The sequence below is a fragment of the Streptomyces sp. NRRL B-24484 genome (assembly GCF_000717715.1).
Classification (GTDB): domain Bacteria; phylum Actinomycetota; class Actinomycetes; order Streptomycetales; family Streptomycetaceae; genus Kitasatospora.
In genome coordinates this window covers 38426-51671 of record NZ_JOAI01000026.1, presented here as the reverse complement: position 1 = coordinate 51671, position 13246 = coordinate 38426, and the positions used below count along the sequence as shown (strand labels likewise).

Below are 13246 nucleotides of genomic sequence, written 5' to 3'. Positions count from 1 at the left end.
TCCCGCAGGCCGGTCGGCCGATGCCGCGTCAGCCTGCGCCCGGACAGACGATACGATCGGAGCGCCCTGTGCACGTGGGGGCGTTGCGAGGACGTACGGGCAGCAGAAGACGACTGACGGGGTAGTGATGACGCTGACCAGGGCCATGCGGGTGCTGGGTGCCACGACATTGGCAGGTGCACTGCTGCTGACGGCCGCCCCCGGGGCGTCCGCGGACCAGGTCCGGGACGGGCAGTGGGCCAACCAGTACTTCAAGCTCGACAAGGTCTGGTCCGTCAGCAAGGGCAACGGCGTGGTCGTCGCCGTCATCGACAGCGGCGTCGACGCCACCCACCCCGACCTCACCGGCCAGGTCCTGCCCGGCTACGACCAGAGCGGCAAGAACCTCAACACCCGGCCGACGGACTCGCACGGCACGGGGATGGCGAGTCTCATCGCCGGCCACGGGCACGGTGCCGACGCCGGTGTCGTCGGCCTGGCGCCCGGGGCGAAGATCCTCCCCGTCTACAAGGGCGACGCCAGCGCCCTCGACGTGATCCCGCAGGGCATCCGCTGGGCGGTCGAGCACGGGGCGAAGGTCATCAACATCTCGCAGGCGGCCACCGTCACCAACAGCGAGATGGAGGGTGCGGTCGCCTACGCGTACCAGCACGACGTCCTGGTGGTCGCCGGCGCGGGGAACACCGGCGGCGCGGTCGCGAACCCCGCGAACCTGCCGGGCGTCCTCGCCGTGGCGGCCGCGGACAAGTCCTCCGAGGTCTGGTCGGACTCCAACTCCGGGCCCGAGGTCCGGCTGGCCGCGCCCGGCGTCGACATCGTGAGCGCGGGCAAGTGCGGGTCCAGCCAGTACTGCCTCGCGGACGGGACGTCCGACGCGACGGCCTACGTGTCGGGCGCCGCGGCCCTCGTCCGGGCCAAGTTCCCCCAGCTCACCGCAGGCCAGGTGGCCGACCGGCTGGTCAAGTCGGCCGCCGTCCCGCCGTCCGCCGCCGGCGCCAAGCTTCCGGACCCGCACTTCGGGTACGGCGTGATCCGCCCCTACGAGGCGCTCACCATGGACATCCCGGCGGGCAGCAAGGAAGGACCGCTGACCGCGCCGGGGGGTGCGGCCGCACCGGGCACCGCCTCGAACGCGCCGGTGTCGCAGCCCGTGGGCAAGGCCTCCGTCTTCGGTGGCGTCACCCCGCTGATGGTGCTTGGCGCGCTCGCCGTCCTGGGCGTCCTGCTGGTCGTGGTGATCGTCGCGGTGACCCGCAGCCGCCGCCGACCGCCGGCCGTCCCGGTGCCCCCGCAGGGCCAGGCCCCGTACGGTGCGGCGCCCTACGGAGGGGCACCCGGCTGGCCGCCCGCGCAGCAGCCCTACGGCACCCAGCCGCCGCCTCCCGGGTACCCCCAGCAGCAGCCCTACCAGAACCCCCACCAGGGAGGTAACCCGCCGCGATGACGGTGTGTCAGTACACGGTCTAGAGGCGATACGATCGAACGCCCTGTCAGGGCGTCATGCCCCGTTGCGCACGGGGTGCAGCAACAACGGGGAAGTACGGACTCCAGGGGGAGGAGTGAGATGGCCGACGGATACCGCGTCAACACGGACGAGTTGGAAGCCGTCGTGAAGCGACTGAGGGCCCTCCAGCAGGGCCTCAGCGAGTGCGGCAACAAGGCGAAGTACAACACCGTCCTCGTCAGCGACGACTTCGGCGCCAACTTCGACCAGGCGAAGAAGCTCTTCGCCGCCCATTCGCAGATGCAGCAGTTCCTGAGCCAGCACATCCAGGAGCTCGACTCGCTGATCAACGACTTCGGCGACAAGACGCACGCGGTGAACACCGCCTACCGGACGCGCGAGGACGAGTTCGTCGCCTCGGCGAGGTCCATGCAGTCCGGGAGGGCGTGAGATGACCCAGTTCGAACACGAGGATCTCATCCCGCTGAAGCGGATGCTGGAGCACTCCAGGCCCGAGCGCATCCACGAGGTCAGCCAGCACTGGACCAACGTCCACCAGGAGCTGGAGCAGGCCGTCGCCGACCTGCAGACGGCGGTGCAGCACGCCACCGCCAACTGGGAGGGCACGGCCGCCGAGGGCTTCACCAAGCGGGCGGACACCCTCCGGACGAGCATGACCAACACGGCCGCCCACGCGCAGAACACCTCCGCGGCGATGAAGTTCGCCGGGGACGCCCTGCAGCAGAGCAAGGCGACCATGGCCCAGATCAAGGTGCCCAGTACCCTCGACCGCGGCGCGAAGCTGCTCGGTGACGGTTTCGACCGTTCCGACGCCCAGTTCAAGGCCGACGTGGCCGGCGGCATGGACCGGATCAGCGCGGTCAACAAGAACTACAGCGAGCTGTCGGCGACCGAGGTCTCGCACCAGTACGCCATCGGCGTCATGGAGCACCTCGGGCCGCAGTTCGACCAGGCCGCGGGGTACATGCGACCGCCGGAGACCGGCAACATCCACGACCCCAAGAAGCCCTTCCCGCCGGAGCCGGAGAACCCCGTTCCGCCGAGCACCGTGGCCCCGCCGCCGCCCACGCCGAAGTACCCGAACGGCGTGCCGGAGAACCCGTCGGACAAGCCCGGGCACGTCGACCCGCAGGGGCCGAAGCAGACGATCCCGGGCTCGCCGCACGTGCCGACCCCGCTGCCGGGCGACGTCCCGCCGGGGACGATTCCCGTCCCGTCCCACCCGGTCGTTCCGCCGAGCACGGGCATCGACAGCCTGCCGCCGGTCGGGACGAACCCGACCCCCGGCGGCGGTGGCCTCGGCACGCTGCCGACCAACCCCGGGGGTGGTGGCGGTCTCGGTGGCGGCGGTGGTCTCGGTGGCGGCGGCCTGGGCGGTGGCGGCGGCCTCGGTGGGGGCGGCGGCTACGTCCCGGGCGGTCTCGGCGGCGGAGCGCTGCCCGGCCGCAGCGGCACGACCGGCGCGGGCCGCGGCGGGGCCACGGGCTCCGGCGGCGGCGGTGCCGGCGGTCGTACCGGGGGTGCCGGAGCCGGTGGTGCCGGTAGCGGCACCGGTGGTGCGGCGCGCCAGGGCATGCCCGGCATGGGCGGCATGCCCGGTGCGGGCGGTGCCGGCGGCAAGGGGGCCGGCGCCGGCGGCAAGGGCGGCAGCGGACTGGTCCGCCGCGGCGGCGGTGTGATCGGCGGTGCCAAGAGCGGCACCGGCGGCCGGACCTTCACCGAGGGCGGTTCCGGGATCGGCAAGGGCCGGGCCGGCCAGAACGGTGCCCCGGGCGGCGGCCTGCACGGCGGCCCCGGCGGCGCGGCGGGCAAGAAGAAGGACAAGAACAACAACGGTCAGCGCCCCGACTACCTGGTCGAGGACGAGGAGACCTGGCGCGGCGGCTCCGCCAACCCGCCGGTGATCGACTGACCGTCCCGCACGCCGACGGCGCGGGCCACCCCGGACGACGGGGTCGGCCCGCGCCGTTCTTCGTACCCGCGGAGCGGCCCCGGAGGGACCCGGGAGAATTCCGGTAATTCCATCGATCGGGAAAAGGGAATGCCGCACCGCCGGACGGCGTAATTCACCGTCCGGTGGTGCGGAAATGGAGGCCGTGGCGGGAATTGAACCCACGTAAACCGCTTTGCAGGCGGCTCCCTGAACCACTCGGGCACACGGCCGGGGGCGACGGGGATGCCCGTGCGGGCCCGTCGGGGGAAGGGTGGAACGAGGCGCGCGTCAGGCGCGACAGGAGCGGCGACAGCCGGGACAACGGGCGGCACAGGTGCGGGGCGCTGCGATCGCCGCCGTCTTCCTGTTCATGGCCGACTCCTGTCGTCACTGTCGTGTCCGGCGGGCCCGGTATTCGGCCCCGCCGTGCTGGTGAATTCATCTTAGGGGGAAAGTGGCGGGGTGCGTCAATGTCCGTTCATGAATTCCGTGTGTCGTCGTGTGCTACGTTCGAGGGGTGGCGTGATCGAGCGCCCCGGACGAGGTGCGTCGTACCCGGCAGGACAAGACGGCGCGGTACTGCGGCGGCAGCGACGGAGCTGCCGCCCTCTACTGCGGAGGTGCCGTCGTGGCGTGGCTGGTGTTGATCGTGGCGGGCGTGCTGGAGACCGTCTGGGCGGTGTCGCTGGAGGCGGCCAAGGGGTTCTCGCGCCTGGTGCCGAGCGTGGTGTTCGCGGTGGCGCTGGTGCTGTCGATGGGCGGCCTGGCGTACGCGCTGCGCAGCATCCCCCTGGGCACGGGCTACGCGGTGTGGGTGGGCATCGGTGCGGTCGGGACGGCGCTGTACGGGACGGCGGCACTGGGCGACGCGATGACGGCGGCCCGGGTGACCTGCCTGTTGCTGATCGTCGGCGGGGTGCTGGGCCTCAAGGTGCTGCACTGAGCCGTAAGCCACCGGGCCCCAGGTCGGAGGTCCCGGGTGATCACCGACCGATGGTCAGGAGTCACCGGCGCCCGAGCGCCTTACGATGGCAGGCATGGCCACCACCTCCTCCTCGACCCCGGTCGACCGTGCTGCCCCCGTGCCCGACGCCGCCCCCGACACCGGGGGCGTGATGAGCGGGCCGTACCGGGCGCTGACGCTGGGGATCGTCTCGGTGGTGCTGCTGCTCGCCTTCGAGGCCACGGCGGTGAACACCGCGATGCCGGTCGCCGCCCGGCAGCTCGACGGGCTCGGCCTGTACGCCTTCGCCTTCTCCGGCTACTTCACGACGACGCTGTTCGCCCTGGTGGTCTCCGGCCAGTGGTGCGACCGGCGCGGCCCGCTGGCACCGCTCTTCACCGGCATCGCGGTGTTCGGGGCGGGCCTGGTGGTGGCCGGCACGGCGGTCGGGATGTGGCCCTTCGTAGCCGGCCGGGCGATCCAGGGCCTCGGCGGCGGTCTGGTGATCGTCGCGCTGTACGTGGTGGTGGGCCGGGCCTTCCCGGAGCGGCTGCGGCCGTCGGTGTTCGCGGCGTTCTCCGCGGCCTGGGTGCTGCCGTCCATCGTCGGCCCGCTGGTCTCCGGCGCGGTGACCCAGCACCTCGGCTGGCGCTGGGTGTTTCTGGCGGTGCCGGTGCTGATCCTGCTGCCCCTCGCCGTGATGGGTCCGGCGCTGCGCCGCTCGGAGCGGGCCCGGCCGTCGGTGCAGCCGGCGCCCTTCGACCGCCGCCGCACCTGGTGCGCGGCCCTGGCGGCGCTCGGCGCCGGGCTGCTGCAGTACGCGGGCCAGCGCCTGGACCTGCTGGGTCTGGTGCCGGCCGCGCTGGGCGCCGCGCTGCTGCTGCCGGCCGTGGTGCGGCTGCTGCCGCCGGGCACGCTGCGGGCGGCCCGCGGCCTGCCGACGGTGATCCTGCTGCGCGGCGTCGCGGCGGGTGCGTTCTTCGCGGCGGAGGCCTTCGTCCCGCTGATGATGGTGACCCAGCGGGACCTGTCGCCGACCCTGGCGGGTCTGACGCTCACCAGCGGCGGCCTGTCCTGGGCGCTCGGCTCCTGGCTGCAGGGCCGGCCGTGGGCGGACCGGCACCGGGAGTTGCTGATCCGGGCGGGCTTCGTGCTGACCGCGGTGGCGATCGCCGGGGCCGCGCTGGTGCTGGTGCCCGCCGTGCCGGCCTGGACGGCGGCGGTGGCCTGGGCGGTCGGCGGCGTCGGGATGGGCCTGGCGGTGGCGAGCATCAGCGTGCTGATGATGAAGCTGTCGGCGCCCGAGGACACCGGCGCCAACTCGGCGGCGATCCAGCTGAGCGACGCGCTCGGCAACGTGCTGCTGATCGGTCTGGCGGGGGTGCTGTTCGCGGGTCTCGGCGGCGGTTCGGTGGCGGCCTCGGAGGGGGCGAAGGCGCCGGCCGGTCCGTTCGCGGCGATCTTCCTGGTGATGACCGGGGTGGCCCTGCTGGGCGCCCTGGTGTCGGGCCGCACCGGTGCGGGGCACGAGCCCGTGGCGGTGGCCGAGGCCCCGGCGCTCGCCGAGGGCTGACGGCGGCCGGGGCTCAGGACGAGGGCGCCGCCTGGACGGCCCCGCCGAGGTAGGACTTCCAGCCGCCCGCCGGGGACTCGCCGGGCGCCAGCGACTGCAGCTTGCGCAGCACCGCCGGGTCCTGCGCCTCCAGCCACTCGACCAGCTGCCGGAAGGACACCAGCCGGACCTCGGGCCGGCCGGCGATCCCCTTGAGGGCCTCCTCGACGGCGTTCATGTAGATGCCGCCGTTCCACTGCTCGAAGTGGTTGCCGATGATCATCGGTGCCCGGTTGGTCGTGTAGGCGCGCTCGAAGCCCGCGAGGTAGGAGTCCCTGGCCTGGGTCTGCCAGGCGCCGTACCGCGCGGTGTCGCCCTTGGTGCTGTTGCCGGACTGGTTGTACATGATGTTGTAGTCCATCGAGAGCACCTGGAAGCTGTGCCCGGGGAAGGGGATGGACTGCAGCGGCATGTCCCACAGCGCCCCGCCCTGGATCTTCTGCGGCCACACCTGGAGGCCGCCGGGGCCGCTGCTGTCGTACTTCCAGCCGCGCTTGGCGGCGGTCGGCAGCAGGCCGCGCTGGCCCTCCAGGCAGGGGGTGCGTCCGCCGATCAGCTCCTTGCGGTAGTCGAAGGGCAGCGGCGGCAGGTCGGTGAGGCCGGTGTTGGTCCGCCAGTTCATGACGAAGTCCATGGCCTGCTGGATCTCGCTGTCCCAGTCCTCGGGGGACCAGCGGCCGCCGCCGGTGGGGCCGCAGAAGTGCCCGTTGAAGTGGGTGCCGATCTCGTGGCCCTCCAGCCAGGCGTCGCCGACCTGGCCGATGGTCTCCCGGATGTGCTCGTCGCTGAGGTAGCCGATGTCGGAGGCGCCGACCGGGTGCTGCGGGGGCCGGTAGAGGTCCCGCTTGGACTCGGGCAGCGTGTAGATGCCGCTGAGGAAGAACGTCATCTTGGCGTCGTGGTCCTTGGCGAGCTGCCGGAACCGCGAGAACAGCCCGTTGTCGAGCTCGCCGGCGCCGTCCCAGGAGAACACCACGAACTGCGGGGGGCGCTCGCCGAGCTCCAGCGGTACGGCCTCCGGCTGGTGCGGCTGGGGCCCGGAGTCGGAGGTCGACCCGTCGCCGATCAGTGAGGCGGGCGGCTTCGGGGTGCCCGAGCCGCTGCCGTCCGCCGCTCCCGAGGCCCGGACGGGCGGACCGGCCTGCTCGCCGCCCCGGCCGCCGCTGCTCGCGCAGCCGGCGGCGAGTGCGGCCGCGGTGGCGGCGCCGCCGGCCAGCAGGGTCCTGCGGGAGAGGGCGTCCATGGGCGTCTCCGTTCGGGTGGGGTCTGTTCGCAGCGGGACCGCAGGGGCTGACAGTCCGACAGTCGGATGGACGGTCCGGGGTGGGTGCGGCCCACAGCATGGCACGTCGGAGGGCCCCTGCCGGGGAACGCGGGGGGAACGGGGCTGGGTCGCCCGAAACGCTCGCCCGTTCGGACCATCGCACGCGCCATCGACTGGCGGGGCGCTGCTGAGCCGTCGTCAGATGGGGGGAACCGTCCCGCCGAGCCGCCTCCCGGAGGTTCCGTACGCCATGTGGCAGTCGCTGCTCGACGCGTACCGGGAACGGATCGTCGACACCGGACGCGAGCCGCTGTTCCTGCTGCTGGTGGGACTGCTGGCCTCCTTCCTCTTCATCCGCTTCAGCGTCCGGATGATCCGGCGCGGCACCAGCTGGTGGCCCGGCAACGTCACCCCCGGCGGCCTGCACATCCACCACGTGGTGTTCGGCCAGACCCTGGTGCTGATCTGCGGCGTGGGGGCCTTCACCGTCCGCGGCGACGGCGGGGAGCTGTGGAACGTCCTCGCCTTCGGCTTCGGCATCGGTGCCGGCCTGGTGCTCGACGAGTTCGCGCTCGTCCTGCACCTGCAGGACGTCTACTGGAGCGAGCAGGGCCGCAAGTCCGTCGACGCGGTGATCCTGGCGGTCGCGTTCATCGCCCTGCTGCTCATCGGCGAGCTGCCGCTGGGGGGCTTCGGCTCCCGGCTGACGGCAGGACAGTTCGTCGGCGCAGGACTCCTGCTGCTGCTGGTCGGGATCAGTCTGTTCAAGGGCAAGATCTGGACGGGCCTGCTCGGCGTGATGCTGCCGCCGCTGGCCATGGTCGGCGCCGTCCGGCTGGCCCGGCCGCACAGCCCCTGGGCGCGCTGGCGCTACCGCACCCGGCCCAAGCGGATGGCCCGCGCCGAACGCCGGGACGCCCGGATCCACGCACGGATCGTCGCCGCCAAGACCTCCTTCTACAACGTGTTGGCCGGCGCCCCCGACACCGCGACCACCGCCGCCGGCACCGCGCCCGCCGACCCGGCCGGGACCGTGGAGGGAGCCGCGCCGGGGGAGGGAGCAGCGGCCGTGGAGGGAGCCGCGGCCGAGGGGCCGGCCGCGGTACCCGCGCCCCCCGCGCCCCCCGTCCCCGCACCCCGGCCGAAGGCCGGACCGGCCGCCCGGGACCGCGGCAGGGCCGCCCCTGCGGCCGGGCGCAGGCCCGCACCGCCGGTGCCCGCCTGGCGCCGCCGCTTCGCCACCGGCGCCGAGTGGTACGTCCGGGTGGTCGCGCTGCTCAACCTGGTCGCCGGGCTGATCGAGCCCTTCCGCCAGCAGGTCCAGCGGGCCAACCGCGGGGACTTCTTCACCCCCGTCCTGGTCGCCTCCGGCTTCACCGGCGCGCTCTTCGCCGGGCTGCTCGCCGTGATGCTCCGCCGCCGCAAGCGGGCCGCCTGGACGGTCACCACCGTCCTGGTGGCGATCTACACCGCGCTGTTCGCCTGGGCGCTCGCCTACGTCGACTACAGCGAGCACCCCTTCAACTGGATCTCCGCCCTGGTCACCGTGGCCCTGCTCGTCGCCCTGCTGATCGGCCGCCCGGTCTTCACCGCCCGCGGCACCCGCGGCAACGTGGTGCTGGCCGCCGTCGTCCTGGTGGCCGGCGGGGCCCTGCTGACCGTGCTCGGCGCCGCGGTCGTCCGCGCCACCTACCCCGAGACGCCGCCCGACTGGGGCGACGCCTCGCTGTACGTCCTGCTGCGGCTGCTCACCCTCTCCGGGGTCGTCCAGGTCGCCGACGTGGACGTGCCCGGCTGGGTCGACCTCGGGATCAACCTGTTCGGCGCCGCGCTGCTGCTGATCGCCCTGCGGGTGCTGTTCCGCTCCCCGCGCGGGCACGTCGCGCAGCAGCCCGAGGACGAGCAGCGGCTGCGCGACCTGCTCGCCCGGCACGGCGCCCGCGACTCGCTCGGCTACTTCGCGCTCCGCCCCGACAAGGCGGTCTGCTGGTCCCCGTCCGGCAAGGCCGCCGTGCTGCACCGGGTGGTCAACGGCGTCGCGCTCGCCTCCGGCGACCCGATCGGTGACCCGGAGGCCTGGCCGCAGGCGATCGAGGTGTGGCACCGCCAGCTGCGCGAGCAGGGCTGGATCCCGGCCGTCACCGGCGCCGGGGAGGCCGCCGCCACCGCCTACACCCGGGTCGCCGGTCTGCGCGCCCTGGAGTTCGGCGACGAGGCGGTCGTCGAGACGGCCGGCTTCACCCTGGAAGGCCGCGCCATGCGCCCGCTGCGGCAGGCCCACAGCCGGGTCCGCAAGGCCGGGTACCGCGTCGTCGTCCGCCACCACCACGACATCCCCGACGGGGAGATGGCCGACCTGATCCGGCTCGCCGACGCCTGGCGGCACGGCCGCACCGAACGCGGCTTCTCGATGGCGCTCGGCCGACTCGGCGACCCCGCCGACGGCGACTGCCTGATGATCGAATGCCGGGACGAGAACGACCGCACCTGCGCCCTGCTCAGCTTCGTGCCCTGGGGCGAGCACGGGCTCTCCCTCGACCTGATGCGCCGTGACCGGGAGTCCGACAACGGCCTGGTCGAGTTCATGGTCACCGAGCTGCTGCTGCGCAGCGCCGCCGGGGAGCCGCAGGTCGCCCGGGTCTCGCTGAACTTCGCCATGTTCCGGGCGGTCTTCGAGGAGGGCGGCCGGCTCGGTGCCGGGCCGGTCCTGCGGCTGTGGCGGGCCGTCCTGCGGTTCCTCTCCCGGTGGTGGCAGCTGGAGTCGCTGTACCGGGCCAACGCCAAGTACCGGCCCGACTGGCAGCCGCGCTACCTGCTCTACGAGAAGTCCACCGAGCTGTTCGCGATCGGCCTGGCCAACGCGATGGCCGAGGGCTTCGTCACCCGTCCGCGGCTGCCCGCCGTGCGGCGCCGCCGGAACGGGCCTCACCCGGGCGGGGCAGCGGCGGATGCCCCGGTCGGCTGACGGCCCTTCACTTGAGACGGGCCGCGCAGGGCGGACCGACGGACGGGAGCACGGGTTGGGCGCACAGCGCAGGAGCCCCTGGCCGGGCACACTGGCGGCCGGCACCGCCCTGGTGCTCGGCGCCTGGATGCTGCACGGCGGCGGCCGCATCCTGCCCCCGCTGCCCACCGCCGAACAGGGCGTCGACGCCCTCGGGCTGCCCATGGTCGTCGCCCCGCCGATGCCCCGCGCCGCGCCGACCCGGATCCGGATCCGCAGCGCCGGCATCGACGCCCCCGTCACCGGACTCGCGCTCGACGACGACGGCCGGCTGCAGCCGCCGCCCGAGGACGACGACAACCTGGCCGGCTGGTACGCGGCCGGCACCGCCCCCGGCGAGAGCGGCACCGCCGTGCTGGCCGGCCACGTCGACACCGCCGACGGCCCGGCCGTCTTCTACCGGCTCGGCACCCTGCACCGCGGCGACCAGGTGGAGGTCGTCCGCGCCGACCGCACCACCGCGTCCTTCGCCGTCGACGGCGTGGAGGTCTACCCGAAGAAGGACTTCCCCGACCGGAAGGTCTACGGCGCCTCGCCCAACGCCCAGCTGCGGCTGATCACCTGCGGCGGCGGCTTCACCCGGCAGCACGGCTACGACGGCAACGTGGTCGTCTACGCCCACCTCGTCCGCGCCGCCACGGCCTGACCGGCGGGGGAGCAGGCCGTGGACCGCAGCCTCGCCTCCTGGAACCCGATCGACTGGCCGATCACCACCGGCGTCGTCCCCTACGCCCTGCTGGTCGCCGGCGGCGCCGCGCTGCTGCTGCCCGTCCTGCTGCTCGTCCTCGCCGAGGGGCTGCGCCGCGGACTGCGCCTCGCCTGGTGGCTCACGATGCTCACCGAGCTCGCCTGGGTCGGGCTGCTCAGCTGGCTGCTGTCTATCAACTACGACGACTTCGCCGCGGACGGCGGCAACGGCCTGCTCTTCGAACTCGTCGGCGAGGCGCTGCTGCTGCCGGTCGCGATGCTGGTGCTGCAGGCCGTCACCCGGCGCAGCTTCGACCAGCGGACGGCGCCGCGGGTGCGCGACCGGCTGGCCGCGGTCGGCGGCGGCGCCCTGCTGCTCTGCTGCGCCGCGTACGTCGGCATCGGCTGGCTGATCCGCGACCAGTACGAGCCGGCCGCCACGGCCGCCGGGCTGGCCGCCGGCCTGCCCTCCGTGCTGCTGCCGCCCGCCTACGACGAACTGCTGCCGGACCGGCCGGTCGCCGCCGGCGGCGCGCAGGCCCTGGAGATCGCGGTCGGGCTGGTGTTCTGGGCGGTGACGCTGACCGCGCTGCTGGTGGCCTTCCGCCGCCCGGTGGGGCACGTGGACGCCGAGGCCGCGGCCCGGGCCCGGGCGCTGCTCACCGAGTACGGCGGCTCGACGCTGTCCTTCATCTCCACCTGGGACGGCAACCACTACTGGTTCGACGGGGACGGCCGGGCCGCGGTGCCGTACCGGGTGATCGCCACGGTGGCGCTCACCACCGGGGACCCGTTCGGCGAGCCGGAGGCCCGGCGGCGGGCGGTCGCGGGCTTCGCCCGGTACTGCGACGCCCGGGGCTGGACGCCGTGCTTCTACAGCGTCTCCGCGGACGCGCAGCAGGCCGCCGAGGAGCTCGGCTGGCGTTCGCTGCAGGTCGCCGAGGACACCGTGGTGCCGCTGCCCGACCTGGCCTTCACCGGCAAGAAGTGGCAGTCCATCCGGACCTCGCTGAACAAGGCCGGCAAGCAGGGCATCACCGCCGAGTGGTGGACCTACTGGGAGGCGCCGATCGGCATCCGCGACCAGATCCGCTCGATCTCCGAGGAGTGGGTCTCCGACAAGGGCCTGCCGGAGATGGGCTTCACCCTGGGCGGGCTGGCCGAGCTCGACGACCCGGCGGTGCGGATGCTCGTCGCGGTGGACGGCGACCGCACGGTGCACGGGCTGACCAGCTGGATGCCGGTCTACGCGGCCGGGCAGCCGGTCGGCTGGACGCTGGACTTCATGCGCCGCCGCTCGGAGGGCTTCCGCGGGGTGATGGAGTTCCTGATCGCCTCGGCCGCGCTCGGCTTCAAGGAGGAGGGCGCCCAGTTCCTCAGCCTCTCCGGGGCGCCGCTGGCCCGCTCCGACCGCGGGGGCGAGCCGCCGACCGCGCTGCAGCGGATGCTCGACTGGATGGGCAAGGTCCTGGAACCGGTGTACGGCTTCCGCTCGCTGCTCGCGTTCAAGGCGAAGTTCCAGCCCGAGTACCGGCCCATGTACATGGTCTACCCGGACCCGGCGGCGCTGCCCGCGATCACCCGGGCGATCGGCAAGGCGTACCTGCCGCACATGACCCCGGGGCAGGGGGTGCGGCTGATGCGCAAGCTGTCCCCCTGAGGCCGCCCGGGCCGCCGTCAGCCGAGGAGTTCGGCGAGCGCCCGGTCGGCGTCCAGCAGCAGGGCCTCGTCGCCCTCCGGAACCGCGAGGAGGGTCTCCGCGAGGAAGTGCCGCAGCTGGTCGCCGTCGAACTGGAGTAGGGCCACGCCCTCGGCGGAGCGCAGCTCCAGCATGGTGCGGCCGGCCGCGGCCGGGCGCAGGTGCACGTCGCCGATGCCGCTCGGCGCGTCGAGGCCGGCGGCCAGCAGCCACCGGGCGAAGACCCACTCGACCTCCGGCGGGGCTTCGGGCAGCGGCGTGCCGTCCAGCGAGAACTCGGCGGGGAAGGCCATCCGGACGGCCAGCGGGTCGTCGGACCGGTAGCGCAGGGCCACCCGGAGCGCGGCGGTGCGGTGGGTGGTGACGTAGAGGCGGGCCTGGACGACCTGTTCGACGACGATGGGCGCAGCTGTCATGGCGGTTCCTCCCGGTGTCGTCCTGCCCCGAAGTTCGCGGGCGGAACGTGTGACGTGTGTGGATTCTGTGACGGCCGGGGTGCGGTCCATCGGGAGGGGAGAGTGGGACGGCCGGCAGTCCTTACCGGGCGGGGGCTGTGAGCCCGGTCACCCGCGGGGTCGGGCGGCCGGCGGCGGACTCCGGTGCCGAGATCCGGTGCCGAAAATCCGGTACCGGCCCGGG

General features: G+C 73.8%; 10 protein-coding genes, 1 tRNA gene and 1 riboswitch. Of the genes, 8 read left to right on the top strand and 3 right to left on the bottom strand.

Annotated features, from left to right (window positions below; translation table 11 throughout):
• Window positions 1-127 precede the first annotated feature (127 nt).
• The 3 genes from IE98_RS0123340 to IE98_RS48210 all read left to right on the top strand — a co-directional run bounded on the left by IE98_RS0123340 (window position 128) and on the right by IE98_RS48210 (window position 3377).
• Window positions 128-1444 (top strand): S8 family serine peptidase, encoded by a 1317-nt coding sequence (locus IE98_RS0123340; RefSeq protein WP_052390857.1) that lies wholly within the window; start codon window positions 128-130, stop codon window positions 1442-1444.
• A 120-nt stretch (window positions 1445-1564) separates the two neighbouring features.
• Window positions 1565-1894, top strand: coding sequence for a hypothetical protein (locus IE98_RS0123335; RefSeq protein WP_030271944.1), 330 nt, complete (start codon window positions 1565-1567; stop codon window positions 1892-1894).
• Between the two features lies 1 nt (window position 1895).
• Window positions 1896-3377 (top strand): WXG100 family type VII secretion target, encoded by a 1482-nt coding sequence (locus IE98_RS48210; protein ID WP_030271942.1) that lies wholly within the window; start codon window positions 1896-1898, stop codon window positions 3375-3377.
• 176 nt (window positions 3378-3553) lie between these two features.
• On the opposite strand, the gene IE98_RS0123325 is transcribed toward IE98_RS48210, so the two are convergent.
• Window positions 3554-3628: transfer RNA gene (locus IE98_RS0123325), tRNA-Cys, on the bottom strand.
• A gap of 285 nt (window positions 3629-3913) precedes the next feature.
• A riboswitch (guanidine-III (ykkC-III) riboswitch) is annotated at window positions 3914-3976 on the top strand.
• Between the two features lie 50 nt (window positions 3977-4026).
• On the opposite strand from IE98_RS0123325, the gene IE98_RS0123320 reads away from it, so the two are divergent.
• Window positions 4027-4341: a DMT family transporter gene (locus tag IE98_RS0123320; RefSeq protein WP_030271941.1), complete on the top strand. Its 315-nt coding sequence runs from the start codon at window positions 4027-4029 to the stop codon at window positions 4339-4341.
• A gap of 94 nt (window positions 4342-4435) precedes the next feature.
• Window positions 4436-5914, top strand: coding sequence for an MFS transporter (locus IE98_RS0123315; RefSeq protein ID WP_052390856.1), 1479 nt, complete (start codon window positions 4436-4438; stop codon window positions 5912-5914).
• 13 nt (window positions 5915-5927) lie between these two features.
• Here the strand turns inward: IE98_RS0123315 and IE98_RS0123310 are convergent, their stop codons facing one another.
• Window positions 5928-7196, bottom strand: a complete 1269-nt coding sequence (locus IE98_RS0123310; protein WP_030271937.1) for a hypothetical protein — start codon at window positions 7194-7196, stop codon at window positions 5928-5930.
• A gap of 271 nt (window positions 7197-7467) precedes the next feature.
• Between IE98_RS0123310 and IE98_RS46655 the strand changes: the two genes are divergently transcribed.
• From IE98_RS46655 to IE98_RS0123295, 3 genes are read left to right on the top strand one after another with little or no spacing between them, the layout of a single operon-like run.
• Window positions 7468-10182: a phosphatidylglycerol lysyltransferase domain-containing protein gene (locus tag IE98_RS46655; RefSeq protein ID WP_078661227.1), complete on the top strand. Its 2715-nt coding sequence runs from the start codon at window positions 7468-7470 to the stop codon at window positions 10180-10182.
• Between the two features lie 55 nt (window positions 10183-10237).
• Window positions 10238-10867, top strand: coding sequence for a class F sortase (locus IE98_RS0123300; protein ID WP_420706213.1), 630 nt, complete (start codon window positions 10238-10240; stop codon window positions 10865-10867).
• A gap of 18 nt (window positions 10868-10885) precedes the next feature.
• A complete protein-coding gene (locus IE98_RS0123295) occupies window positions 10886-12568 on the top strand; it encodes a bifunctional lysylphosphatidylglycerol flippase/synthetase MprF (protein WP_052390855.1) in 1683 nt (560 codons plus the stop codon).
• A 17-nt stretch (window positions 12569-12585) separates the two neighbouring features.
• Here the strand turns inward: IE98_RS0123295 and IE98_RS0123290 are convergent, their stop codons facing one another.
• Entirely contained in the window at window positions 12586-13023 is a 438-nt protein-coding gene (locus tag IE98_RS0123290; protein WP_030271928.1) for an SsgA family sporulation/cell division regulator, read from the bottom strand.
• Between the last annotated feature and the right edge of the window lie 223 nt (window positions 13024-13246).

Bases quoted from the DNA above. Each gene is read 5' to 3' on its own strand.
- IE98_RS0123340 (WP_052390857.1), top strand. From the start codon at position 128: ATGACGCTGACCAGGGCCATGCGGGTGCTGGGTGCCACGACATTGGCA.
- IE98_RS0123335 (WP_030271944.1), top strand. From the start codon at position 1,565: ATGGCCGACGGATACCGCGTCAACACGGACGAGTTGGAAGCCGTCGTG.
- IE98_RS48210 (WP_030271942.1), top strand. From the start codon at position 1,896: ATGACCCAGTTCGAACACGAGGATCTCATCCCGCTGAAGCGGATGCTG.
- IE98_RS0123315 (WP_052390856.1), top strand. From the start codon at position 4,436: ATGGCCACCACCTCCTCCTCGACCCCGGTCGACCGTGCTGCCCCCGTG.
- IE98_RS0123310 (WP_030271937.1), bottom strand. From the start codon at position 7,196: ATGGACGCCCTCTCCCGCAGGACCCTGCTGGCCGGCGGCGCCGCCACC.
- IE98_RS46655 (WP_078661227.1), top strand. From the start codon at position 7,468: ATGTGGCAGTCGCTGCTCGACGCGTACCGGGAACGGATCGTCGACACC.
- IE98_RS0123290 (WP_030271928.1), bottom strand. From the start codon at position 13,023: ATGACAGCTGCGCCCATCGTCGTCGAACAGGTCGTCCAGGCCCGCCTC.